The 21303-nt window shown below is 64.9% G+C and carries 24 protein-coding genes and 3 pseudogenes; 13 read left to right on the top strand and 14 right to left on the bottom strand.

What is annotated here, in order from left to right:
• From ACSBP4_RS19195 to tnpA, 3 genes are all read right to left on the bottom strand, one after another.
• Positions 1 to 634, bottom strand: a 634-nt coding sequence (locus ACSBP4_RS19195; RefSeq protein ID WP_435553159.1) for a DUF7093 family protein, incomplete at its 3' end; no start/stop codon positions are given.
• Between the two features lie 49 nt (positions 635 to 683).
• Positions 684 to 1925: an RNA-guided endonuclease InsQ/TnpB family protein gene (locus ACSBP4_RS19190; RefSeq protein WP_435553158.1), complete on the bottom strand. Its 1242-nt coding sequence runs from the start codon at positions 1923 to 1925 to the stop codon at positions 684 to 686.
• A gap of 4 nt (positions 1926 to 1929) precedes the next feature.
• Positions 1930 to 2334, bottom strand: coding sequence for an IS200/IS605 family transposase (gene tnpA, locus ACSBP4_RS19185; protein ID WP_049965719.1), 405 nt, complete (start codon positions 2332 to 2334; stop codon positions 1930 to 1932).
• Positions 2335 to 2712: 378 nt separating this feature from the next.
• Here tnpA and ACSBP4_RS19180 point away from each other — a divergent pair, with 378 nt between their 5' ends.
• The 4 genes from ACSBP4_RS19180 to ACSBP4_RS19165 all read left to right on the top strand — a co-directional run bounded on the left by ACSBP4_RS19180 (position 2713) and on the right by ACSBP4_RS19165 (position 5907).
• Complete coding sequence (locus ACSBP4_RS19180; RefSeq protein ID WP_006180242.1) at positions 2713 to 3009, top strand: DUF6432 family protein; 297 nt, start codon at positions 2713 to 2715, stop codon at positions 3007 to 3009.
• Between the two features lie 39 nt (positions 3010 to 3048).
• The gene (gene ygfZ, locus ACSBP4_RS19175; protein WP_435553157.1) at positions 3049 to 4140 is read left to right on the top strand and encodes a CAF17-like 4Fe-4S cluster assembly/insertion protein YgfZ; all 1092 of its coding nucleotides are present in this window, start codon (positions 3049 to 3051) and stop codon (positions 4138 to 4140) included.
• A 64-nt stretch (positions 4141 to 4204) separates the two neighbouring features.
• Complete coding sequence (gene pdhA, locus ACSBP4_RS19170) at positions 4205 to 5332, top strand: pyruvate dehydrogenase (acetyl-transferring) E1 component subunit alpha (RefSeq protein WP_435553156.1); 1128 nt, start codon at positions 4205 to 4207, stop codon at positions 5330 to 5332.
• 77 nt (positions 5333 to 5409) lie between these two features.
• Positions 5410 to 5907 carry a hypothetical protein gene (locus ACSBP4_RS19165; protein ID WP_049965716.1) on the top strand — a complete coding sequence of 166 codons (498 nt, stop codon included), beginning with the start codon at positions 5410 to 5412 and terminating at the stop codon, positions 5905 to 5907.
• 42 nt (positions 5908 to 5949) lie between these two features.
• On the opposite strand, the gene ACSBP4_RS19160 is transcribed toward ACSBP4_RS19165, so the two are convergent.
• The 3 genes from ACSBP4_RS19160 to glnA form a co-directional block, all read right to left on the bottom strand.
• Positions 5950 to 6468: a gamma carbonic anhydrase family protein gene (locus tag ACSBP4_RS19160; RefSeq protein ID WP_049965715.1), complete on the bottom strand. Its 519-nt coding sequence runs from the start codon at positions 6466 to 6468 to the stop codon at positions 5950 to 5952.
• Between the two features lie 175 nt (positions 6469 to 6643).
• Positions 6644 to 6913 carry a hypothetical protein gene (locus tag ACSBP4_RS19155; protein WP_049965714.1) on the bottom strand — a complete coding sequence of 90 codons (270 nt, stop codon included), beginning with the start codon at positions 6911 to 6913 and terminating at the stop codon, positions 6644 to 6646.
• A 247-nt stretch (positions 6914 to 7160) separates the two neighbouring features.
• Entirely contained in the window at positions 7161 to 8516 is a 1356-nt protein-coding gene (gene glnA / locus ACSBP4_RS19150; RefSeq protein ID WP_049965713.1) for a type I glutamate--ammonia ligase, read from the bottom strand.
• A 123-nt stretch (positions 8517 to 8639) separates the two neighbouring features.
• Here glnA and lrp point away from each other — a divergent pair, with 123 nt between their 5' ends.
• Positions 8640 to 9104, top strand: coding sequence for an HTH-type transcriptional regulator Lrp (gene lrp, locus ACSBP4_RS19145; RefSeq protein WP_006647954.1), 465 nt, complete (start codon positions 8640 to 8642; stop codon positions 9102 to 9104).
• Between the two features lie 245 nt (positions 9105 to 9349).
• Here lrp and thsB read toward each other — a convergent pair whose 3' ends face one another.
• Complete coding sequence (gene thsB, locus ACSBP4_RS19140; RefSeq protein WP_435553155.1) at positions 9350 to 11017, bottom strand: thermosome subunit beta; 1668 nt, start codon at positions 11015 to 11017, stop codon at positions 9350 to 9352.
• Between the two features lie 435 nt (positions 11018 to 11452).
• On the opposite strand from thsB, the gene ACSBP4_RS19135 reads away from it, so the two are divergent.
• Complete coding sequence (locus ACSBP4_RS19135; RefSeq protein WP_049965711.1) at positions 11453 to 12202, top strand: hypothetical protein; 750 nt, start codon at positions 11453 to 11455, stop codon at positions 12200 to 12202.
• 17 nt (positions 12203 to 12219) lie between these two features.
• Here ACSBP4_RS19135 and ACSBP4_RS19130 read toward each other — a convergent pair whose 3' ends face one another.
• From ACSBP4_RS19130 to ACSBP4_RS19115, 4 genes are all read right to left on the bottom strand, one after another.
• Positions 12220 to 12534 carry a HalOD1 output domain-containing protein gene (locus ACSBP4_RS19130; RefSeq protein WP_006647957.1) on the bottom strand — a complete coding sequence of 105 codons (315 nt, stop codon included), beginning with the start codon at positions 12532 to 12534 and terminating at the stop codon, positions 12220 to 12222.
• Positions 12535 to 12777: 243 nt separating this feature from the next.
• Positions 12778 to 13101: a DUF7577 domain-containing protein gene (locus ACSBP4_RS19125; RefSeq protein WP_435553154.1), complete on the bottom strand. Its 324-nt coding sequence runs from the start codon at positions 13099 to 13101 to the stop codon at positions 12778 to 12780.
• 74 nt (positions 13102 to 13175) lie between these two features.
• Positions 13176 to 14075 (bottom strand): acyltransferase, encoded by a 900-nt coding sequence (locus ACSBP4_RS19120; RefSeq protein ID WP_435553153.1) that lies wholly within the window; start codon positions 14073 to 14075, stop codon positions 13176 to 13178.
• 76 nt (positions 14076 to 14151) lie between these two features.
• Positions 14152 to 14367, bottom strand: coding sequence for a hypothetical protein (locus ACSBP4_RS19115; RefSeq protein ID WP_006647959.1), 216 nt, complete (start codon positions 14365 to 14367; stop codon positions 14152 to 14154).
• A 125-nt stretch (positions 14368 to 14492) separates the two neighbouring features.
• Between ACSBP4_RS19115 and ACSBP4_RS19110 the strand changes: the two genes are divergently transcribed.
• The gene (locus tag ACSBP4_RS19110; RefSeq protein WP_435553152.1) at positions 14493 to 15548 is read left to right on the top strand and encodes an aldo/keto reductase; all 1056 of its coding nucleotides are present in this window, start codon (positions 14493 to 14495) and stop codon (positions 15546 to 15548) included.
• A 39-nt stretch (positions 15549 to 15587) separates the two neighbouring features.
• On the opposite strand, the gene ACSBP4_RS19105 is transcribed toward ACSBP4_RS19110, so the two are convergent.
• Both ACSBP4_RS19105 and ACSBP4_RS19100 read right to left on the bottom strand, forming a co-directional pair.
• A complete protein-coding gene (locus ACSBP4_RS19105; RefSeq protein WP_435553151.1) occupies positions 15588 to 15908 on the bottom strand; it encodes a DUF7521 family protein in 321 nt (106 codons plus the stop codon).
• A 1-nt stretch (position 15909) separates the two neighbouring features.
• Positions 15910 to 16253: pseudogene (locus tag ACSBP4_RS19100) on the bottom strand (helix-turn-helix domain-containing protein).
• 105 nt (positions 16254 to 16358) lie between these two features.
• Between ACSBP4_RS19100 and ACSBP4_RS19095 the strand changes: the two are divergent.
• From ACSBP4_RS19095 to ACSBP4_RS19070, 6 genes and pseudogenes are all read left to right on the top strand, one after another.
• The gene (locus ACSBP4_RS19095; protein ID WP_435553150.1) at positions 16359 to 16793 is read left to right on the top strand and encodes a hypothetical protein; all 435 of its coding nucleotides are present in this window, start codon (positions 16359 to 16361) and stop codon (positions 16791 to 16793) included.
• Between the two features lie 201 nt (positions 16794 to 16994).
• Positions 16995 to 17162 (top strand): DUF7560 family zinc ribbon protein, encoded by a 168-nt coding sequence (locus ACSBP4_RS19090; RefSeq protein WP_006180265.1) that lies wholly within the window; start codon positions 16995 to 16997, stop codon positions 17160 to 17162.
• Positions 17163 to 17409: 247 nt separating this feature from the next.
• Positions 17410 to 17520: pseudogene (locus tag ACSBP4_RS19085) on the top strand (bile acid:sodium symporter family protein); the annotation flags it as partial.
• A 141-nt stretch (positions 17521 to 17661) separates the two neighbouring features.
• Positions 17662 to 18933, top strand: coding sequence for an RNA-guided endonuclease InsQ/TnpB family protein (locus ACSBP4_RS19080; protein WP_435553149.1), 1272 nt, complete (start codon positions 17662 to 17664; stop codon positions 18931 to 18933).
• Between the two features lie 35 nt (positions 18934 to 18968).
• Positions 18969 to 19859: pseudogene (locus ACSBP4_RS19075) on the top strand (bile acid:sodium symporter family protein); the annotation flags it as partial.
• A 185-nt stretch (positions 19860 to 20044) separates the two neighbouring features.
• On the top strand, positions 20045 to 20503 hold the full coding sequence (locus ACSBP4_RS19070; protein WP_049965704.1) for an NUDIX hydrolase: 459 nt from the start codon (positions 20045 to 20047) through the stop codon (positions 20501 to 20503).
• Positions 20504 to 20583: 80 nt separating this feature from the next.
• On the opposite strand, the gene ACSBP4_RS19065 is transcribed toward ACSBP4_RS19070, so the two are convergent.
• Positions 20584 to 21303: DUF402 domain-containing protein (locus ACSBP4_RS19065; RefSeq protein WP_435553148.1), on the bottom strand; the 720-nt coding region annotated here is incomplete at its 5' end.

The following is a 21303-nucleotide window of genomic DNA, read 5'->3' as shown; positions in this document are numbered from 1 at the left end:
CGGCCGCGTCGTCGGCACCTGCAGGGCCGTCGTCGGGCCAGTCGGTCGGTTCGCCGGTCTCGTCCGCCGGCGGACCGACGTCGTCGGAGTCGGGCCACTCGCCGCGTTCGCGGTCACGGTCGGGATCGGCGGCCGGATCGTCGTCGTCCTCGAGGATCTCGCCGTCGTCGGTGACCGGATTGCCGTTCTCGTCGGTCGGGAGATCGATCTCGTCGTCGACTCCGGCCGGGTCGGGCTCGGCCGCCTCGAGGTCAGGGGCGGCCGGGTCGGCCGTAGTCGGGCCGGCGTCGTCCGTGTCGGCCGGACCGGCGGTTGCGGGGCCGGCGGCCGCCGTCGCGGGTTCGTCGGCATCGATGAACTCGGCGTCCTCCTCGCCGTCGATCGGGTCGGAGTCGGACGCGAGTGCTGGTTCGGGCGGTTCGGTATCGGGCTCGGCGGGGGGCGAGTCGGCGTCCGTCCCGGCGGAGAGGCTCGTTACTTCGGTGTTCTCGCTGATGACGTTGCGCTCGCCACAGCGGGCACACTCCTCGTACTCCTGGACGGTTACGACGACCTCGCTGCCCCGTTCTTCGCGCTCGCGTTCGACCTCGTCCTCGCCGAAGTCGTGTCCGAGCAGCGAACATCGCAGGACCATTGTCCCACCGTACCGACCGGTCCCATAAAAAACGTACTGGTGAACTACCCTACTCGCTCATGGCTACCGCTGTTCGCTCCTTGAGGGGAAGGCTTCCTGCTTCCACGACGCGCTTTGCAGATACAGGCGTATCCACAGGGAGCGCAGTCTCCACAGGCGTTGATTCGGAGTGTCCCACTCCTACTTTTTCGAGGCCGCGAGAAAGAATGTTCCACGCCGCGTTCGCGTCCCTGTCCGCCTCGAAACCGCAGGCAGGACAGGAATGTTTACGAACCCACAACGGCTTTCCCGTCGAGACGCCGCACGACGCGCACTCCTTGGTCGTCCCTCTCGGGTTAACCGCTACGAAGTACGTTCCTTCGTGTTCGCACTTATATTCGAGCAACGAGAAGAACATTCGCCACGCGGCGGAGGCTGTGTTGCGGCTGTTCGACGGCGATTCCATCATCCCTTTCACGTTCAGGTCTTCAACGGCTATGAGGTCGTACTCCCGTGCGTAGTAGTTCGAGAGTTTGTGCAAGAAGTCACGGCGCTTTCGTCGCAGATCGGCGTGACACTCCGCGACCCGCCGCCGTTGTTTCTCCCAGTTGTTCGACCCGTGTTGCTTTTGCGAGAGTTTCCGTTGCTCACGTTCCAAGCGGTCACGCTCATCGGAGAGGTTGAGGGACCCGACCGCCATGCCGTCGGTGTCGTGAGCATACTTGAGAATTTCCACGTCGATCCCGACGCACTCTTCGGGATTCTCGGGCGGTTCGGGTGGCTCACAGTCCATTTCGACACCGAACGTGGCAAACCACTCGCCCGTCGGTTCCTTCTTGATTGTGACCTGCTTGAGTGTCGCGTCGTCGGGGATGGATCGGTGGAGTTTGATAGGAATGTCCGCGAGTTTCGAGAGTGACAGCACAGCCTGACCACCCTTCTTGTCGAGTTTGAAGCCAGACTGACTGTACGTGAAACTGCGAAACTCCCGTGGAGGCTTCCACTTGAGTTGACCGACGCCGTAGCCGTTCTCCTTGAGTTTGGAGAGTCCTTTGAGGTTGTCGAACAGGCGTTCCACGACGGTTTGGAGAACCTTCGAGTACACGTCTGAGAGGCCGTCCCACCATTTCTTGAGATCGGGAACCTCCGACCGCAGGGTGGTCATGGACGGCAGTTCGCCGTGGTTCTCTTGGTACTCGTTGAGGCGGTATAGCGTGTGGTTATACAGTTGCCTACAAATGTCTCGGTGGCGGTCCAACTCCTTACGGTGGGCATCGGACGGCTTGAGATGGTACTTGTAGGCGTAGTACATGGCGTTACTCGCGTTGGTTCTCGACGTACTGTTTCAGCATATCCAGCGACACTTGCTCCGTCGAGATGAGGCAGTACGAGTCGTCCCAGAACGAGTCTCGCCACAGTTCGGTTTTCAGTTCGTCCGCGTACTCGTTGCGGATACGGCAGGCGATCGCACCTTTGACCGTGTTGATGAACTTCACGAGGTCTGTGATTGGTTTCGCTCGGAACAGGATGTGTGCGTGGTCGTCTTCGCCGTCGAGGTTCGTCAGTTCGACGCTGTAGTTGTCCGTGAACCCGCTGATGACCTCGTGGATAAATTGGGTTCGCTCCTCGGTTAGCACTCCGCGCCGATACTTCGTGGTGAGTATCGGGTGGTAGCGTAGGGAATACGTCAAGTGCGCTCCCAAGTCGAGGTCATAGCTCATTGGGCCCAATTAATACTATATAATATCCTACTGAAAAATATTTCGGCTGCGTGGGCCTGTGGGCCTGCTACCGAATCGTGTATGAAAACCGTGCGGCGTTGACGAGACGCTTCGCGTCTCGTTCGCGCACGAGAGCTTCGCTCTCGTGAACGCTGTATCCCCTCCCTGCTCGCGCCTTCTTTCGGTTGGCGCACGCTGAGGAAGGGGATTTAGCGCCTACTTTGAGCTAAGCGAGTTTTTCGGTCGTGACAGCGGTCTGAATTCCGGCCGACTGGCAGGCGGATCGGACCGTGGGCTCGAGGAGGCGGGTTCGGCGGCGGCGTTCGTCGCTGTCGGAACGACAAACGTCAAATCCCGGGTCGTCGAATAGACACACGGATGAGAGCAAAGCGGGAGTACCGGAACCGGGAGAGGACGGAGGTGGCGGTACTCGACGCCTTGGTCGACCGCGCCGAGGACGGAATGACGGTCTTCGAACTCCGGGCGGCCGTCGAGGTCGACATCGACGAACTCGAGGACGCCCTGGCGACGCTCAAAGAGGACGACCTGATCGCTGTCGACTCGGGCTCGGAGACGGTGATCAAACCCGCCGACCGCGTCGTCCCCGACGAGCCGACCGACGAGGACGACGACGAGTCGTTCGGCGAGTGGCTTCGCGACCGGCTGCCTTTTTGAATCGAAACGCCTGATACGGTCAGGCCCCAGGGAGTATCCATGAGCGTCATCGAGTCCATCCACGAGGATCACGGGGCCACGTTCGGGGAGCGCGCCGACCGGACGATCGTCGACCACTTCGGGCGGCCCGAACGGACCCATCGCGCGGTCCGCAACGGCGTCGGACTGTTCGAACCGGCCTACGGCGTGATCGTCGTGGACGGCGACGATCGCGTCGAGTACGTCGACAACGTGGTCTCGAACCGGGTCCCCGCCGAGGACGGCGAGGGCTGTTACGCGCTCGTCCTCGACCCGCAGGGCGGGATCGAGGTCGAACTCTACGTCTACAACGCGGGCGAGCGGCTGCTGCTTTTCACCCAGCCCGAGGCCGCCGAACCGCTGGCCGAGGAGTGGTCGGAGAAAGTGTTCATTCAGGACGTCGACATCCGGGTTGCGACCGACGACTATGGAGTCTTCGGCATCCACGGCCCGCAAGCCACCGAGAAGATCGCCAGCGTTCTCAACGGGGCCGCCTCGCCCGACCGCCCGCTTTCGTTCGTCCGCGGGACGATGGGCGACGAGGGCGTCACGGTCGTCCGAACCGACGCGCTGACCGGCGAGGAGAGCTTCGACGTGATCTGTGCGGCCGACGACGCCGAAGCGGTCTACGACACGCTGCTCAACCACGGCCTCAACGCCGCCCCCTTCGGCTACCGGACCTTCGAGAGCCTCGCGCTCGAGGCCGGGACCCCCCTGTTCCACACCGAACTCGAGCGGGAGCTGCCGAACGTCCTCGGCCTCCGCAACGCCCTGGACTTCGAGAAGGGCTGTTACGTCGGTCAAGAGGTCGTCTCCCGCGTCGAGAACCGCGGTCAGCCGAGTCGACGGCTCGTGGGGCTGACGCTCGAGGGCGAGACCGTCCCCGAGGGCGGCGCGGCCGTCTTCGACGGCGATGCCTCGGTCGGCGAGGTGACCCGCGCGGGCGAAAGCCCGATGCTCGAGGATGTCATCGCGCTCGCCGTCGTCGACTACGGCCTCGAGAGCGACGACCTGACGGTTCGCGTCGACGGCGAGGAGGTCGCCGCGACCCGGACCGAACTGCCGTTCGTCGAGGGCTCGAATCGGTCGGCTCGACTCCCGACCTATCAGTAAGACCGCTCGGCCGCACGCCTCGCCCGGAGTGAGTCTTATATGCTCTGGCACCAACGGTCGAGCCATGTCTGGAGACGCTCTCGAGCGGGACCTCTTCGACCGGGAGCCGGACGATCGGATCCGCGTCCTCGACCCGGACGGCGCCGTTGTCGCACCCGAACTCGAGCCGGCCCTCAAGGCCGAGACGCTGCGCTCGATGTATCGGGACATGCGGTTTTCCCGCCGGTTCGACGAGCGGATGATCAGCCTCCAGCGGCAGGGACGGCTGGGGACCTACTCCTCGCTGGCCGGCCAGGAGGGGTCCCAGATCGGGGCGACCTACGCGCTGGCCGACGACGACATGCTCTCCTTTCAGTACCGGGAACACGGGGCGCTGGTCGCGCGGGACCTGCCCTGGGAGTACCTGCTGTACTGGATGGGCCACGAGGACGGCAACGCCGCGCTGGCCGAGATCGACGTCTTCCCATTGAACATCTCGATCGCCGCCCACCTGCCCCACATCGTGGGCTGGTCGTGGGCCGCGAAGCTGAACGGTGACGACCGGGTTGGCGTCGCTCACTTCGGGGACGGTTCGACCTCCGAGGGGGACTTCCACGAGGCGCTGAACTTCGCCGGCGTGTTCGACACGCCGACGGTCTTTTTCTGTAACAACAACCAGTGGGCCATCTCGGTCCCGCGGGAGCGCCAGACCGCGAGCGCGACCATCGCACAGAAGGCGACGGCCTACGGGTTCGCGGGCGTCCAGGTCGACGGCATGGACCCGCTCGCGACCTACGTCGTCACGAAGGCCGCCCGGGAAAAAGCCCTCGAGTCCGGCGACGAGCGATTACGACCGACGCTGATCGAAGCGGTCCAGTACCGCTACGGCGCGCACACGACGGCCGACGATCCCGATGTCTACCGCGACGAGTCGGAGGTCGAAGAGTGGCGTGAGAAGGATCCGATCGACCGGTTCGAAGCCTACCTGCGGGATGCGGGCGTCCTCGACGACGACCGGATCGAGGCGATCGAGAGCGAGATCGAGGAGACGCTGGCCACGCTGGTCGACCGCGCCGAAGACGTGGCGGGCGATCCCGGTGAGATGTTCGAGTACGCCTACGCGGAGCCGACGCCGCGACTCGAGGCCCAGCGCGAGTACCTCGCCGAACTGCGGGACCGCCACGGCGACGATGCGTTACTCGAAGACGAGTGAACATCTGGGGCAGCGTATAAAGGCCGCAGTGGGACAGGCAAACGGCTACCCGGACGTCGTCGCAACCCCCAGTCGATATGGGACTCGAGCAGCCGTCCCGGGAGGCAAGCTGGGAGGGTACGGTGCCGAACGCGGTCGACGGGCGGGTCGTCGGACTGGTCGTCGTGACGGCTGGCCTCGCGGCGTCGATCAACGTTCCCTACGGCGGCCTCGCGATGGCGGCCGCGGCGTTCGCGATCGTGACCGGCCTCGGCCTCGCCTGTCACCTGCTCGGCGAACGAAAGCTCCGCCGGATCACTGACGACCTGGTCGAGCGGTGGGTCGCTGCCGGCGGCGAGATCGAGGGCGTCACCCGCGCCGCGACGGGAACGAGGACCGAGTGGCGCGTTCACACTCCCGAGGGCGACATCGTCATCGGCGGAGTCGCGCTGGTGCCGATCGCCCGCCTCTCCGTGGAGTGGCGGGGCATCGCCGACACGATGGCCGCCAGCGAGGCCGAGGAACGGATCGACAGCCTCGCCGAGAGTCTCTACAGGGAGATCTTCGAACTCGGGTCCGCGAGCCAGCGGTCGTAGCGCGATCCCGTACGACCGCTCGAGGGGGCGCCGGCCGGGTTTTCAGTCGAACAGTTCCTCGTGGCGCTGGGCCAGGTTCGTGTACTCGCCCGACGAGTAGTCGTCGAGGATCGCCGCCGCATCGATCCCGGTGTCCTCAAGCGGCGTGATCTCCGCGGGGACACCGCGGACGAACGAGTCAGGCGGGATCGTATACTCGTCGGGGACGACGGTGCCGGCGGCGACGATGCTGCCGGTGCCGATCGTCACGCCGGTGTTTATCGTCGCGTTGAACCCGATCAGCGATCGCTTCTCGACGGACGTCTCGTTGAGGACGGCCCCGTGGCCGACCATGACTTCGCTCGCGAGTCGCGAGGCGTGGATCGTCGCGTTGTCCCCGACGTGCGTTTCCCGGCCGATCCGGACGGGACCGACGTCGCCACGTAGCACGACGCCGGGCCAGACGCTCGCGTCCGCCGCAACCTCGACGTCGCCGACGAGGGTCGCCTCGCTGCTAACGCGGGCCGTGTCGTCGATCATCGGCCGGTCGTCCTCGAACGCGTAGGTCCTGCTGTCGACCATGTGTGACAGTATCACTATCGCACCCATAATACCGAATCACGATCACCGTGACAGTCGTCGATGCGTTGTCGACGGGACTCGAGCGGCGGAGCGAGCGTCCGGGACCCGCTCGAGCGACGGGCAAGCGAGCCGAAACGGAGGCGGATCCGTGGCCTCGCCTGCCGCGATGACTCGATCAGGACTCGATTTTCTCGACGATCTCTCGAGCCTGGTCTTTCGCTTTGTCCTCGCCGACGTGTTTGTCGATCAAGACGCTGGTGACCTCCCAGTCGTCTTCGCCTTCGATCTTTCCAGTTCTGACCTCGCTGCCCTCGGAGACCGATTCCGCCGGCTGTGTCGCCCAATCGGGTGTCCTGATTTCGTCGTACCGGTCGGGATCACGGAACCGAACGTGAATGTACTCGTCCGCCGTTTCGACCTCGGTGATCGCCGGCGCGTCAGCCATACTCGGCGCTCCGTCGCCACCGTGCCTACGTATTGCCCCTGAATGTGCGCCGTAAAGACCGCGCGGTCGGCGCGTCCCTCGGTCGGCCGGCAGCGACGTGGTCCGTCGCGAGAACGCGGATCGCTGGTCTCGCACCGGCATAGTCGAGATTACACGCGCGACGCCGAGATGCTCACACTCGAGTCACGACCGCGAGCGAGGCTGATGACCGACGCGGAGAAGAAAAGGCCGGACCGATCGGCGGCGTTCAGAACGTCTCGAGGTAGCGGTCGAGTTCCCAGTCGGAGACGTCGACGAGGTAGTCCTCGAACTCCTGTCGCTTCGCTTCGACGAACTTGGGCGCGACGTGGTCGCCCAGCGCGTTGTAGATGGCCTCGTCCTCCTCAAGGGCGTCGACGGCCTCGCCGAGGTTCGAGGGCAGCGTATCGATGCCGTACTCCTCGCGTTTTGCCTCGTCGAACTCGTAGATGTTCTCGCGGACCGGGTCGGGACAGTCGAGGTCGTTCTCGATGCCGTCGAGGCCGGCGTGGATCATGACGGCGAGCGCGAGATAGGGGTTACAGGACGGGTCGGGCGAGCGCAGTTCGACGCGCGAGGCCGCCGGCGTTCGGGCCGCCGGTTTGCGGATCAGGGCAGAGCGGTTGCGGTCCGACCAGGCGACGTAGACGGGCGCCTCGTAGCCGGGCACCAGGCGCTTGTAGCTGTTGACGGTCGGGTTCGCGATCGCCGTAATCGCCGGCGCGTGTTCGAGGATCCCGGCGGTGAAGGCGTGGGCCTCGTCGCTCAGGTTGAACTCGTCGTCCTCATCGTGGAAGGCGTTCTCGCCGTCCTCGGTGAACAACGAGAGGTGGGTGTGCATCCCCGAGCCGTTGATGCGCGGGATCGGCTTGGGCATGAACGTCGCGTGCAGGTCGTGCTGGGCGGCGATCGCACGAACGACGGTCCGGAAGGTGCCGACGTTGTCGGCCGTCGCGAGCGCGTCGTCGTAGGTGAAGTTGATCTCGTGTTGGCCCTCGGCGACCTCGTGGTGGCTGGCCTCGACCTCGAAGCCCATCTCCTCGAGCCCGTAGATAATGTCGCGGCGGACGTCGCTGGCGAGGTCCTTCGGTGCGAGGTCGAAGTAGCCGCCGGCGTCGTTCGTCTTGGTCGTGGCGCGGCCGTCCTCGTCCTCCTCGAACAGGAAGAACTCCGGTTCGGGCGCGGCGTTGACCATGTAGCCCATCTCCTCGGCGCGGTCGAGTGCGTTCTTGAGAACGCGGCGCGGATCGCCCTCGAAGGGTTCGCCCGTGGTCGTGTCGTAGACGTCACAGATCATTCGGGCGGCGGCGCTGTCGTCCTTCTGGCGCCATGGGAGGATCGCGAACGTCTCGGGATCGGGCTTGAGTCGCATGTCCGACTCCTGAATGCGAACGAAGCCTTCGATAGAAGAACCGTCGAAGTAGATCCCCTCGGTGAAGGCCTTCTCGGCCTGGCGGGCCGGCACGGAGACGTTCTTGACCGTGCCCAGAATGTCGGTAAACTGTAGTCGGAGGAAGTCGACATCTTGCTCCTCGATCTCGTCCAATACCGCTTGTTCGGTGTCAGAGAGGTTTCCGCTTGTCATCTTTCTCGTCGTATCCTCGTAACCAGTATACTAAAGCACTACCGTTCCGTGCAAATCTTCGCTCTCCCTCTCGAAACTGCATATTCGTAAATTTCTAAAGGGCACAGTGAGTGGGTGTACCTGATGACGTACGAAAATCTCGATGCAAAACTAGTGAATGCACTTCTCGGCGACGGCCGGGCGAGCCTGCGAAGCCTCGCGGAGGAACTCGACGTGTCCGTGACCACCGTCTCGAACCACCTCTCCGATCTCGAGGAGCAAGGCGTGATCGAGGGCTACACCCCGCGGGTGGATTACGACGCGGTCGGCTACGACGTGACCGCCGTGATCCAACTGCAGGTCGAGGGGAACGCCCTCCCCGACGTCACCGACACGCTGCGCGACCATCGCCAGATGACCAGCGTCTACGAGGTCACCGGCGACTACGACGTGATCGCCATCGGCAAGTTCGAGGACACCGATGGGATGAACGACCAGATCAAGCAACTGCTGACCGATCCCGATATCAAGGCCTCGAATACGAGCGTCGTTCTCAACGCCGTGAGCGAGAACGAACAGTTCGAACTCGAGGTCGAGGACGAGGAGTAATCGGACGGGTCTTTTTGAACACTCCACAACCGGGGCAGTGGCGACACTAAACGACGGGCAAGATCGGCGAGTGAGCGGTTCGAAGAACCCGAACGACGCCTTTACCGCGAGCGAACGCAGTGAGCGAGCGGGCCGACGACTGATGTGGAGACCCGCGTAGCGGGTCGGAACGGAAGGAGGAGTGTTTTTATACTAAATTTTGCCGAGAGCGCGGCTTCGCCGCGCTCGCAGAGCAAAATTTAGGTTCACATCATGCCGCCCATGCCGCCGCCCATGCCGCCCATGCCGCCGGCACCGCCGGGGCCACCCTCTTCGTCGTCGCCCTTGTCGGTGGAGAGGTCGCCGGCGGAGATGATGTCGTCGATCTTGAGAACGAGGTTCGCGGCCTCTGCGGCGGAGGTCACGGCCTGTTCCTTGGCGTGGGCCGGTTCGACGACGCCGGCGTCGAACGTGTCCTCGACGTCGCCCGAGAAGACGTTCAGGCCGGCCGTGACCTGCCCGTCGTCGTGGGCCGCGCGCAGGTCGACCAGCGTGTCGATCGAGTCGAGTCCGGCGTTCCCGGCGAGGACGCGCGGGACGAGTTCGAGCGAGTCGGCGAAGGCCTCGACGGCCAGCTGTTCGCGGCCGGAGACGGAGTCGGCGTAGTCGCGCAGACGGCCGGCGAGTTCGACCTCGATGGCACCGCCGCCCGCGAGGACGCGGCCGTCGGAGACGGTCTGTGCGACGACGTCGAGCGCGTCGTTGACGCCGCGCTCGAGTTCGTCGACGACGTGGTCGGTCGAGCCACGCAGCAGGAGGGTGACGCCGTGGGCATCCTCGCCCTCGACGTAGAACAGTTCGTCTTCCTCGTCGCGAGTGACGTCGCCGAAGCCGAGGTCATCGGCGGTCGCGCTCTCGAGGTCGGAGACGATCGCCGCGCCGACGACTTCCTGGAGGAACTCGAGGTCGGACTTCTTGGCGCGTCGCACCGCGAGGATGCCTTCCTTGGCGAGGTAGTGCTGGGCGAGGTCGTCGATGCCTTTCTGACAGAAGACGACGTCAGCGCCGAGGTCGGCGATTTTGTCGACTTTCTCCTGCAGCTGTTTCTCCTCGCGGTCGAGGAACTTCTGGAGTTGGTCGGGGTCGGTGACCGAGACCTCGGTGTCGACGTCGGTCTCCTCGACTTCGATCGCCTCGTCGAGCAGGAGGATGTCGGCGTCCTCGACCGAGTTGGGCATGTTGTCGTGGACGGGGTCCTTGTCGACGATGCCGCCCTCGAGGAGGTCGGACTCGCCGGCGCTGCGACCGGTCTGGGTCTCGATGTTGAGGAACTCGAGGTCGACGACGTTGTCGCCGTTCTCGTCCTCGACGGTGACCTGCCGGATGGCCTCGACGATGAGTTCGGCGAGATACTCCTTGTTGACCTCGGTGCCCTTGCCGGTCATCGAGGTCTCGGCGGTCTTTCGGAGGAGTTCCTCGTCGCTCGTGTCGATATCGGTCGCGATGTCGTCGATCTCCTGGCGGGCCTGCTCGGAAGCGAGGTGGAAGCCCTTGATGATCGCCGTCGGGTGGATGTCCTGCTCGAGGAGGTCCTCGGCGTTCTTGAGGAGTTCGCCGGCGATCGCGACGGCGGTCGTGGTGCCGTCGCCGGCCTCGTCTTCCTGCGTTTCGGCGACCTCGATGATCATCTCGGCCGTCGGGTTGTCGATGTCCATCTCCTTGAGGATGGTGACGCCGTCGTTGGTGATCGTCACCGATCCCATGGAGTCGACGAGCATCTTGTCCATGCCCTTCGGGCCGAGTGTGGATCGAACGGCTTCAGCGACCGCACGGGCGGCGCTGATGTTGTAATCCTGCGCGTCCTTGTCCTTGACGCGCTGGGAGTCCTCGCTCATTACGATCATCGGCTGCCCCTGCTGCATTCGCTGACTCATAGTCACTCGATCGATTGATTGTGATTCTACATAAAGCTTTCTCAATCGTCGCAGTCGACCGTACCAGTCCGGCGGCCGATTTGCCGACGAAAACCGCCACAGTGTACGGGATTGACGACCGATTTCGCCAATCGGATCGGCTCGTGAATCGTTCCCAGCCGGGGGTCGGCACGGTGCTTTTATATTAGATAGTGTGTGGCGACGGGATCCTCGTTCGGACCAGCCGATGCCACCCCTCACGACGACGTCGAAAACCCGTCTCACGACCCTCGTTTGGGACCGACGACTGAACCGCTGATCCACCGGTCCGGAAAGCCGTGGTTTTACGGCCGAAACGATACCCGACCCGGCGTCGGTTGGCGAATAAATACTGACTCAGCATCGAGTCAACACAACGGAAGGGTTATGCCGGTAGTCACGTATTACCACTCGAGCATGGACGAGTCCCCGTCCTTTCCCGAATCGTTCGACGACCCCCGGATCACCCCCCAGTTCTGCCGCCGGCTCCCCGGACCGGACGGCGACCTCGTACTCGTCGGGGTCGTCCACGACCACCCTGCAAGCGTCGCGCGCGTCGAGCGGGTCCTCGAGCGGATCGAGCCCGAGACGGTCGCCCTCGAGTTACCGGCCATCGCCGTCCCGCTGTATCGCGTCTACGCCCGTGATCGCGCCGACGACGCGGCGTCGCCGCGGTTCGGCGGTGAGATGAGCGCCGCGATTCGGGCCGCACCCGAGGCCGATCCCGTCGGGATCGACGCGCCGAACTGGTCGTTTCTCAGACTGCTCGTCCGGCGGCTGGTCGCCGACCGCGTCTCGGCCGGGACCGCCCGGCGCGTCCTCGCGAGCGTCGGCGGCGCGACCCGCGAGGCACTCGCCTGTCGGGTCGCCGCGACGCTGACTCACGCGACCTCGATGACGGTCGTCCCCGGCACGAAGGCCGAATACGACTGCGACCGCGACGACTCGCCGGAGCGACAGGCCGACCACGAGCGTGCCCACGTGGCCGGCGTGCAGGCGCTACTAGGCGGCGTCGATACCGACGGAACGGCGCTGTCCTATCGCGACGACACGCGCGAGCAGTGTATGATCGATCGCCTCGAGGATCTCCGGGCCGAGTCGGGCGACGTCGTCGCCGTCGTCGGCGTCGATCACCTCGAGCGGCTCGCGACCGACCTCTCGAGCTGACGAAGAAACGGTTGTTTTCAGCGCCGGGTCGGCGGTTCGATCAGGATTTCACCGTCGCCCCTGACCGTGACGTGGTAGCCATCGACGACGAACGAGAGCGCGCCGCCGGTCCGGGGACTGCCGTTGTGACGCGGTCGGAAGAGCCTGTCCAGCGCGGCGGGATCGACGGTATCGTACAGCGCGACGCGGCCGTCGGTGACGTCAACGCCCATGCAGTCGGCCAGCGCGTGGATCACGGTCGTGCTGAGCGTCGCCGGGCCGGCGGGATCGTGCGAGACGCGATACAGGGGCGGAGAGCGAGACCGGGCGGCGGCGGAAGCGTAATCGTTCATTGCGGTTCGTCTGCGTCCAGTCCTCACTTGAGAACCAAAAACGTAATCGTTTATTACTGCACCAATCTGGAAGAGTGACGGAGGAACAGTAGTTAGAACTCGAGAGTATCCACGAACTAGAAACGAAGTGTGCAGTCGAGTTGCGACGGGGCACCGAACGGCGACAGTGAGTGCCGATGCCGGATCGTCGAACGGGTCCCGGATCGATCCGCGTTCGAGAAGGACACCAGTCCGTGCCGGCGTTTATCGGCGCAGTGCGGACACGCAGTTCCAGCAGTACGTAAACGCCTGATCGCCCTCGTTGGGCGCACCGCAGTGGGGACAGCGGGTCGGTTCGCCGTCGACCACCGCCCGGTCGTCGGGGACCGGCTCGGCGTCGACGTCGTCGGACGCGTGCGGATACCGGTCGGAGCCCGGCGAGGAACGGACGCTCGCGCGGTTCGGATCGGCCAGCGACGGCGTCCGCTCACCGTCGCCGTCGTCGCGCCGGGCGTAGAGATAGTACAGTAACAGGTGTAACAGGGCAAACAGCACGATGTATCCGATGAGCCAGCCCCACAGCTCCATCACCGTGACATATGTTCTCGAGGCACTTGGCTATTCCCCGCCGTCCGAATCGAAGACAGTTCGAGAAACGGGACCTACTCGGGTGGCTGAAGGTCCCGGCCGAACTCGTCGAAGACCTCGAGGTCGTCCGGGATATCGTACTCGATCCGCCGTTGTGCCTGACGGCTCGTGCCGGCCTCGTCGACGGGCGTGGCGACGTCCTCCCAGCCGGGCTTGATCTTGACGCTCGTGGCGGGCATCCCGATCGCGATGTGGTGGGCGGGGACGTCGTTCTGGACGATGCCGCGCGCGCCGACGATGGCGTTTTCGCCGACCTTGCAGCCGGCCCGGATCATCGCGTCGTAGGTGAGCCGAACGTCGTCCTCGACGATGGTGTGGTAGTTGCGGACCTCGGTCTGGTCGACGACGTCGTGGTCGTGGCTGTAGACGTGGACGCCGTCGGAGATCGAGACGCGGTCGCCGATGGTGAGTTTCCCGCGGTCGTCCAGGTGGACGTCGTCGTGGACGACCGTGTTGTCCCCGATCGTGATGTTGTGGCCGTAGGTGAAGGTGATACCCTTGAAGAACCGGCAGTTGTCGCCACACTCCTCGAAGAGGTGGTCCGCGAGCATCCGCCGGAATCGCAGCGCGAACTCGACGTTGTCCGCGATCGGGAGGCTGTCGAACTGCCGCCAGAGCCACTGGAGGTGCTTCGAGCGGCGGAACCGCTCCTCGTCCTTCTCGGCGTAGTACTCGCTCTCGAGCGTGGTGTTGCAGGGATCGTAGCTCTGCAGGCGGACGCGTTCGGCCGCCGACACCGACTCGCCGCGCTGCCAGCGCTCGTAGGCCTGGCGGTCGCCCGAGAGGTCGATCAGGACGTCTTCGACGACCGAGCAGGTGTCCTCGTCGCTCGCAAGCCGTCGATCGACCTCGTCGATGAACTCGCGCATCCCCGATTCGGCCTCGTCGGGGAGCGACACGTACCGCTTTGTCATACCCCGAAGTATTGCCCGCCGAGTTGATAGGGGTTCGGTTGTCCGGTCCCGGTTGCCGGACCCACTGGCACGCGTGTCACCGCGATTCGTTCTCGGCCTGCCAGCTAGCGAGCAACAGGACGGGGATCGCGAGCGCGACGACGACCAAGACGACGCCGACGACGACGCCGCTGATCGTCAGCCGATCGGTCGCGAACTCGAGGGAGCGACCGGCAAGCAGTCCGATCGGAAGCAGTGCGAGGACGACCCCGAACAGGATCAGTCGGGGATTGCGGCTGCGAGCGGCGGCCATACCGTAGCTGCCGGCCGCGGGCAAATAACGATTCGCCTCGCCGACGCGGTCCCGCCCGAACCCGTTCGGACCGGTCCCTCGAGCGTTCCGTTCACCATAAGTTCCCCCACTACGAAGGGGTCGATATGCAACACAGCGAACTGGGCGACTCCGGCGTCGAGGTCAGCGAGGTCGGCTTCGGTGCGTGGGTCGTCGGGACCGACTGGTGGGGCGACCGCTCCGCGGACGACGCCATCGAGATGGTCCAGTACGCCGTCGATCAGGGGATCACCTACTTCGACACGGGCGACGTCTACGGCCACGGCGACAGCGAGGAACTGCTCGGCGAGGCACTGGCCGAGGTCCGCGACGAGGTCACCGTCGCCACCAAGGTCGGCTACGACTTTTACAACAACCCACAGGCCGGCCACGGGGAACTCCCCAAGGAGATGGATCCGGAGTACCTTCGGGACGCCGTCGAGGGGAGCCTCGAGCGGCTCGACATGGACTCCGTCGATGTCCTCCAACTCCACAACGCCGACGTCGACGAGATCACCCCCGACGTCCTCGAGCTACTGGACGAACTCGAGGAGGAGGGCCTGATCGACGCGACCGGTCTCGCGCTGGGGCCGTCGATCGGCTGGCTCGCCGAGGGTGACCTCGCTATCGAGGAGGAGTTCGACTCCGTCCAACTGGTCTGGAACGTCCTCGAGCAGGAGGTCGGGAACCACTTCCTCGAGACGATCGAGCGGACGGGGTCGTCGACCAGCCTCATCCCCCGGGTGCCACACTCCTCGGGCATTCTCAACGAGCAGGTCACGCCCGACACCGAACTCGGCGAGGGCGACCATCGGGGCTTCCGCCCCGACGAGTGGTACGAGACCGGCTGGGAGAAACTCGAGCAGCTGCGCTTCCTCGAGCGCGACGGCGAACGCACGATGGGCCAGGCCGCGATCGCGTGGCTGCTCTCTCACGACCCCGTCGCGACCGTGACGCCGACGTTCCGCACGAAAGGCGACATCGACGAGTGGGCGGCCGCCAGCGACGTACCCAAGCTCACCGACGAGGAGATGACCCGCGTCGACGAACTCTACGCGAACGACTTCGACATCGACCGCGACGACGGGATGGACGCGCTGCGGTCGTCGGTCGACGGGGCAGACATCGAGTCGGCCGGGCTGGACAAGCTCGCCGCCGACTGATCGGGCACAACGGCGTTTTTCGAACCCAGACCGGCACGTTCAGGCCGGCATCCGGAGCGCGTACAGGATCGCGAGCAGCCCCGAGAGCTGGCTCGCTTGACTGCAGACCGCAAGCAGCGTCTCCGAGAGGAACGGGAGTATCGCGTAGAGGATCACGAGTAGGAACGGGACCGCGAGCGCGAACAGGAACCCGACGGCGATCACCAGCATCGGCCGGCTGTCGTTTCGCCGGTAGCCCCGATAGGCCTGATACGCGATGAACAGCCCGATAATCGCGCTCAGGATATCGGTCGCCTGCACGAACGTGGCGACCCACTCGGCGGGCGAGGCCTCCCAGAGCTGCAGCGGGAGCGAGCGCACGTCAGATCCCCTCGATCAGGTCCGTGAACCGGTCGGCCATGTCCTCGCGGCGCTCGATACGGAGGGTCAGTTCGCCGCCCTCGAGATCGACCGTGATCCGCTCGAGGTTCGTCGAGTAGACGGTCCGATGGTGGCCGCCGTCGGGGTCGGGCCTAGTCCGTTCGACGAGGAGACCGCACTCCCGGAGGTCCTCGAGCCGTCGATACACCGTCGGTTGGGACGCGTCGCAGTGGGTACTCAGAGTAGTCGCTGACATGGTTCCTGGCTCGTTTGGGTGAGGATCGTGCGCACTGTCGGGTCCTCCAGCAGGGTCCCGATGGTCTCGACGTCCGGCTCCTCACTCACGGTACGGGCCTGTACCGAGAACGGAGATAAATGGATTTTCACGACTGCAGCCGCTGCAGTCGTGCGAGGCGGACTTTCCGTACGGCCCCCGTTCGTGAGAGTACGATGCCATCGACCCGAACTACCGGACGGCTCGAGCGGTTCGTCGATCGACTCCGCCGCGTCGCGACGCGGCTGGCGACGCTGTGTGCGAGTCCCGCCGGCGGCCGACTCCGCCCGACCGCGGCCGGCGGCCTCCTCGTCGTCCTCACGAGCGTCGCGGTGAGCCTCGCGGCCGCACCGGCCCTCGGAGACAGCGTTCGGATCCGCTGGTCGGTCGGGACGTACTACGGCCCGGAATACGCGCCGACGGTTCTCGCGCTGACCGCCGCGTCCGGCCTCGTGGCGGCCGCCTATCTCGGACTGCGTGCGCTCGGGACGGCCCTCGAGGGCACCGAGGCGTTCGATCGCCGGCGCGGGTACTACGAACTGTGTGTGCTGACGGTCCTCCTGACCCTCGTCCTCGGCCAGATCGCGTTCGTTACGGCGAACGTCCTGTAGCGGCTCGAGTCGACCGATCGGGCAGTGTCTCGAGTACGGGTACCGAACACCGCCGAACGGTCGAATCCGAACTCCTGCGATCGGCCGTCGGGCCGTGATCGTGGGGATCGGCGGACCCACGTATATACGACCCTCTATATCTGGGTCGTCTCCCTATCGGGGATGGAGCCGAAGGTCTAGTCGTCGAGGACACCACCCACCATGACACCGTACGAATTCACCTGCCCCGACTGTCGCCAGGAGATGGCGGTGACCGAGCCCGTGCGAGAGGCGACGTTGGCCAACGGCTGTCCCGTCTGTGGCCGGCCCGTCGCCGACGATCACTTCACACCGGTCGCCGGCAGCACCGAACGCGCGGATCCGGCATAGATCGCTCACCGATGCGACGACCCGCGTCTCGAGCCCCGTTCCTATCTCACCGACCCGGTCCCGGCCCCGTCACGGCGGTCACGGGTACTCGCCCGAAACCGGCTGTCGAATAGCTCCCGATCGGTAGCCGCTCGTCACCGCGTCCCGACTCGAGTCTCACGGGGTGGCAAACGTACACGTAAGCCGTAGTATTAATGTAGCAGACTCACAGACGGCTGTGCATGTTTCACAGTGCGGTGAGAGCCGAATGAGTTTGCAGCGTGTTCTGGAACGAGTCGGATCGGTGACGAGCAAGTATTTCGTCGTCTGGGTACTGGTCGTCTCCCCGCTCGCGCTCTACTCCCCCGAGACGTTCACAGGCGGTACGAGGCGGATGCCCCGACCCTTGAGGTCGGGGAGGAAGCCGACACTCGATGAAACTCACCACGCTCGATAGCAGGACCAACCCCCGCCCATACGTAAAATTTTATTAGGCAATAGGAGTAAATTTGAACCACGGATGGACGACGCTCCACGACGCACCGTGCCCATCAAGCTCGACGTGCCCGAAGAGCGTCGTGGCGATCTCCATCAAACCAAGAAGCAATTCCTGCACTGCGCCAATCGCACCAGCGAGTGGGCGTGGCGCTACGACGACTACTGTGTCACCAGCAAGAGCAAAGCCGAAAACGCCCTGTACGACGAGTTGCGCGAGGAGACCGACCTCACCGCGAACCTCGTCCAAAAAGGCATCCGCCGCGCCATCGAAGCCGTCGATGCAGGCGTTGAGAAACTCAAGGACAGCGAGAAGACGAGTCAACCCGAGTTCGACTCGTGGAGTGTCGTCTACGACAAGCGGAGTGCGACGTTCAACGACGACCACGCCACGCTGTCCACGCCGAACGGCAGAGTCACCGCTGAATACGCCCTCCCACCAAAAGAGGAGCGAGAGGGGACGCCATTTGGACGGTACTACGAGAGTGACGACTGGGATGCCTCAAGCGCCACGCTCCAGTACGACGAGCAGGACGACACGTTTTACCTGCACATCACGCTGAAGAACCCCGACTACGTGGTTGACGGAACAGAACGCCAAGAAGCCAGTCACGATGATGACGCCCCCGAGAACGGAGTGGTTCTCGGCGTGGACTTGAACGTGACTGGCGCGTTCGCCGTCACCTCAACTGGAGAGTTCATCGGCAGTGCGGACTACCTCACCCACAAGCGCGACCAGTACGAGCAACGCCGCGCCAAACTGCAACAGGCTGGCACTCGCTCCGCGCACCTCACGATTCAGTCCATTGGCAGTCGGTTCTCGGATTGGTCGTTGGACTGGTTGCACAACAGAGCGAACGACCTCATCGCGGAAGCCCACGACGCGGATGTGGACGGCATTATTTTCGAGAACCTTGACCATATCCGCGAGAACATCGCTAATGGGTCGAAGTTCCAGCAGTGGGCCTACAGCAAGTTCGTGGAACTCGTGGAGTACAAGGTTGAATCCACGGCGTTGTTCGTGGATACGGTGAATCCTGCGTACACGAGTCAGCGGTGTAGTCACTGTGGGTTTACCCACGAGGACAACCGCGACGACAAGCAGTTTGCGTGTCAGTCGTGTGGGTATGAGGTGAACGCGGATTACAACGCGGCGAAGAACATCGCCAACCGATACTGCGGGTATATCCATCGCGGGCAGAAGTCTCGCGGTGGATGGGCCACTAGTCAACTGGCCCTCAAGTCAGGGGCGCTGAACGTGAACGGTGATTACACGCCTGCCGAATTACTCGGTTAGAACGGGAGTCCACCGACAAGCCTCGGGGCTTGACCCCGAGGCGGTTGACCCCGATCGCACCCTACATCACACCGCTGCTGGGCATCATCATGCTCGGGATGGGGCTGACGCTGACCCCCGCGGACTTCCGTCGCATCCTCGAGCGGCCGCGGGACGTCTTCATCGGCGCGATGAGCCAATGGCTCCTGATGCCGACGATCGCCTACGTCCTCGTCGTCGCGCTTGGGTTGCCGGAGGAGATCGGTCTCGGCCTGATACTCGTCGGTGCGGCCCCGGGCGGGACCGCCTCGAACGTGATGACCTATCTCGGGCGCGGCGACGTCGCGCTCTCGGTGTCGATCACATCGGTGACGACGATCGCCGCGCCGCTCGTGATGCCGGCGTGGATCGTCCTGTTGGCCGGCGAGTCGATCACCGTCACGTTCATGGATATGGCGACGTCGATCGTGCAGGTCGTTTTGCTCCCGGTCGTCGGGGGCCTGGTGCTGCGCTACGTCCTCGACGAGTACGCGCCGGCGCTTGCACAGGCCGGACTCTCTATCTTCCCGGCGATCAGCGTGATCGCCATCGTCGCCATCGTGGCGGCGGTCGTCGGCCTCAACGTCGAGACGATCCTCGGCGCGAGCGCACTGGTCTTCCTCGCGGTCGTGTTGCACAACGGCCTCGGGCTCGGGGCCGGCTACGCGGTCGGTCACGCGGCCGACATGGCGGAGGATCGAGCGCGAGCGTGTGCGTTCGAGGTCGGCCTCCAGAACAGCGGCCTGGCCGTCGCGCTCGCGACGGCCCACTTCAGCGCGGGTGCCGCACTGATCCCGGCGCTCTTTAGCGTCTGGCACAACGTCTCCGGCCCGGCGCTGGCGACGCTGTTTACCTACCTCGACGGGGACGCGCCGGTCGGGGACGAGGAACCGGTCGCTGCCGACTGATACGGATTGCTGTACCGATTTCCCGACACAACCGACGCCAGGTCGCGGTTGCGCCGGCAACGACCGACAGGAAACCGTATGAAGCCGCCGAGATTCGTCCGCGATCCGACCGAGAAATCCCCTTAAGGTCCTTGAATTGCATCCATGACAGATTTTTATAGTGGCACGGTATGCTATACTGTACCATGGCCGACGTCACGTACGTCCGGAAGGCGTGTGCCTACATCACGCGCGGCTCGAGCGAGCTACTGGTCTTCGAGGGGCCGGGCCACGACGGGCTCCAGATTCCCAAAGGCACCCTCGAGCCGGGAGAATCCCCGCAGGAAGCACTGTTCCGGGAAGTCCGTGAGGAGAGCGGACTGGGAACGCTGAACGGCGCGCAGCATCTGACGACCGACGTCTGGACCCGACGCGAGGAACCGCCGAAGCGCTACGTTCGGCACTTCTTCCACGCGACGGTCTACGAACCGCGAGATCGGTGGACCCACACCGTCACCGACGGCGGCGGCGAACACGGCTCGGAGTTCGAGTTCCGCTGGGTCCGGCCGGCGACGGCGGGGGAGTTCGCGCTCGATCTCGACGAGTACGTCGATCTGCTCCCGGTCGCCGCGGGGGCCGAACCGGCCTCGAGCGCCTCGGACTGATCGCCGGTCGCGGATCGCGTTCCGGGCGGACGCTCCCAGTCGCGCCGCTCTCGAGCGCGAGCGCACCGAAAACGCGGACCCTATTTCGAGAGTGCCCGCTCGACGGCTTCCGCCACGTTCATCGCCTTTGCAGCGAGATCCTCGGCGACGAGTCCGTCGTCGACGGCCGCCTCGAGGTCGTCCGCGTCGACGATCTCGACGGTCCCGTCACGCTGCCGGATCACGTCGACGTAGAGGTCGACGTACCGCGCGGTATCCGGAAAGAGTTCGACCGGCGTACAGACGTTGACGTAGGTCCCTTTCGGCGTGCCGTCGGCCGCCTTGTAGGTCGTCGGATACCACCACCGACCCTCGCGGAACTTCGTCACGGCCACGTCGCCCGACTCCTTGGGCACCCCGAGCGCGTCGTAACTGCCGCCGCCGCTCATCGACCGCTCGAGGGTGAGCTTGCCCTCGGGGTCCCAGTCGGTGACCTCGCCACGACCTAACGAGATGAGCCGGCCATCGGGTTTGCCGTGGCCGATCTCGAGGCGGTCGCCGTTCGTCGGGCCGAACTGGCGGGCGACCGCGGCGAAGGGGAAGGCGTCGTCGTCGGTCGTATCGGCACCCAGCGAGCCACAGACCGCCTCCGCGAAGTCGACCGCGGCGCTGGCGGCCCGATCGGCGGCCTTCGACCGGTGATGGCCCGGCATCGTCGTCTCGACCCGCCGGCGGACGCCGTCCAGTTCGAATCGGGTCTCGCGGCCGAACCAACACCACTCGGTCCGCCGGGGTGTGGCGAGCAGTCCCGGCTCGCCGGG

The sequence above is a fragment of the Natrinema sp. CGMCC1.2065 genome, assembly GCF_051225675.1.
Classification (GTDB): domain Archaea; phylum Halobacteriota; class Halobacteria; order Halobacteriales; family Natrialbaceae; genus Natrinema; species Natrinema thermotolerans.
This window is presented reverse-complemented; position numbering and strand designations above follow the sequence as displayed.

Bases quoted from the DNA above. Each gene is read 5' to 3' on its own strand.
- tnpA (WP_049965719.1), bottom strand. From the start codon at position 2,334: ATGAGCTATGACCTCGACTTGGGAGCGCACTTGACGTATTCCCTACGC.
- ACSBP4_RS19160 (WP_049965715.1), bottom strand. From the start codon at position 6,468: ATGGTCGACAGCAGGACCTACGCGTTCGAGGACGACCGGCCGATGATC.
- ACSBP4_RS19190 (WP_435553158.1), bottom strand. From the start codon at position 1,925: ATGTACTACGCCTACAAGTACCATCTCAAGCCGTCCGATGCCCACCGT.
- ACSBP4_RS19125 (WP_435553154.1), bottom strand. From the start codon at position 13,101: ATGGAGCTGTGGGGCTGGCTCATCGGATACATCGTGCTGTTTGCCCTG.
- ACSBP4_RS19130 (WP_006647957.1), bottom strand. From the start codon at position 12,534: ATGAACGATTACGCTTCCGCCGCCGCCCGGTCTCGCTCTCCGCCCCTG.
- ACSBP4_RS19155 (WP_049965714.1), bottom strand. From the start codon at position 6,913: ATGGCTGACGCGCCGGCGATCACCGAGGTCGAAACGGCGGACGAGTAC.
- lrp (WP_006647954.1), top strand. From the start codon at position 8,640: ATGACGTACGAAAATCTCGATGCAAAACTAGTGAATGCACTTCTCGGC.
- ygfZ (WP_435553157.1), top strand. From the start codon at position 3,049: ATGAGCGTCATCGAGTCCATCCACGAGGATCACGGGGCCACGTTCGGG.
- glnA (WP_049965713.1), bottom strand. From the start codon at position 8,516: ATGACAAGCGGAAACCTCTCTGACACCGAACAAGCGGTATTGGACGAG.
- ACSBP4_RS19095 (WP_435553150.1), top strand. From the start codon at position 16,359: ATGCCATCGACCCGAACTACCGGACGGCTCGAGCGGTTCGTCGATCGA.
- ACSBP4_RS19115 (WP_006647959.1), bottom strand. From the start codon at position 14,367: ATGGCCGCCGCTCGCAGCCGCAATCCCCGACTGATCCTGTTCGGGGTC.
- ACSBP4_RS19120 (WP_435553153.1), bottom strand. From the start codon at position 14,075: ATGACAAAGCGGTACGTGTCGCTCCCCGACGAGGCCGAATCGGGGATG.
- ACSBP4_RS19135 (WP_049965711.1), top strand. From the start codon at position 11,453: ATGGACGAGTCCCCGTCCTTTCCCGAATCGTTCGACGACCCCCGGATC.
- ACSBP4_RS19165 (WP_049965716.1), top strand. From the start codon at position 5,410: ATGGGACTCGAGCAGCCGTCCCGGGAGGCAAGCTGGGAGGGTACGGTG.
- pdhA (WP_435553156.1), top strand. From the start codon at position 4,205: ATGTCTGGAGACGCTCTCGAGCGGGACCTCTTCGACCGGGAGCCGGAC.
- thsB (WP_435553155.1), bottom strand. From the start codon at position 11,017: ATGAGTCAGCGAATGCAGCAGGGGCAGCCGATGATCGTAATGAGCGAG.
- ACSBP4_RS19070 (WP_049965704.1), top strand. From the start codon at position 20,045: ATGGCCGACGTCACGTACGTCCGGAAGGCGTGTGCCTACATCACGCGC.
- ACSBP4_RS19110 (WP_435553152.1), top strand. From the start codon at position 14,493: ATGCAACACAGCGAACTGGGCGACTCCGGCGTCGAGGTCAGCGAGGTC.
- ACSBP4_RS19180 (WP_006180242.1), top strand. From the start codon at position 2,713: ATGAGAGCAAAGCGGGAGTACCGGAACCGGGAGAGGACGGAGGTGGCG.
- ACSBP4_RS19080 (WP_435553149.1), top strand. From the start codon at position 17,662: ATGGACGACGCTCCACGACGCACCGTGCCCATCAAGCTCGACGTGCCC.
- ACSBP4_RS19090 (WP_006180265.1), top strand. From the start codon at position 16,995: ATGACACCGTACGAATTCACCTGCCCCGACTGTCGCCAGGAGATGGCG.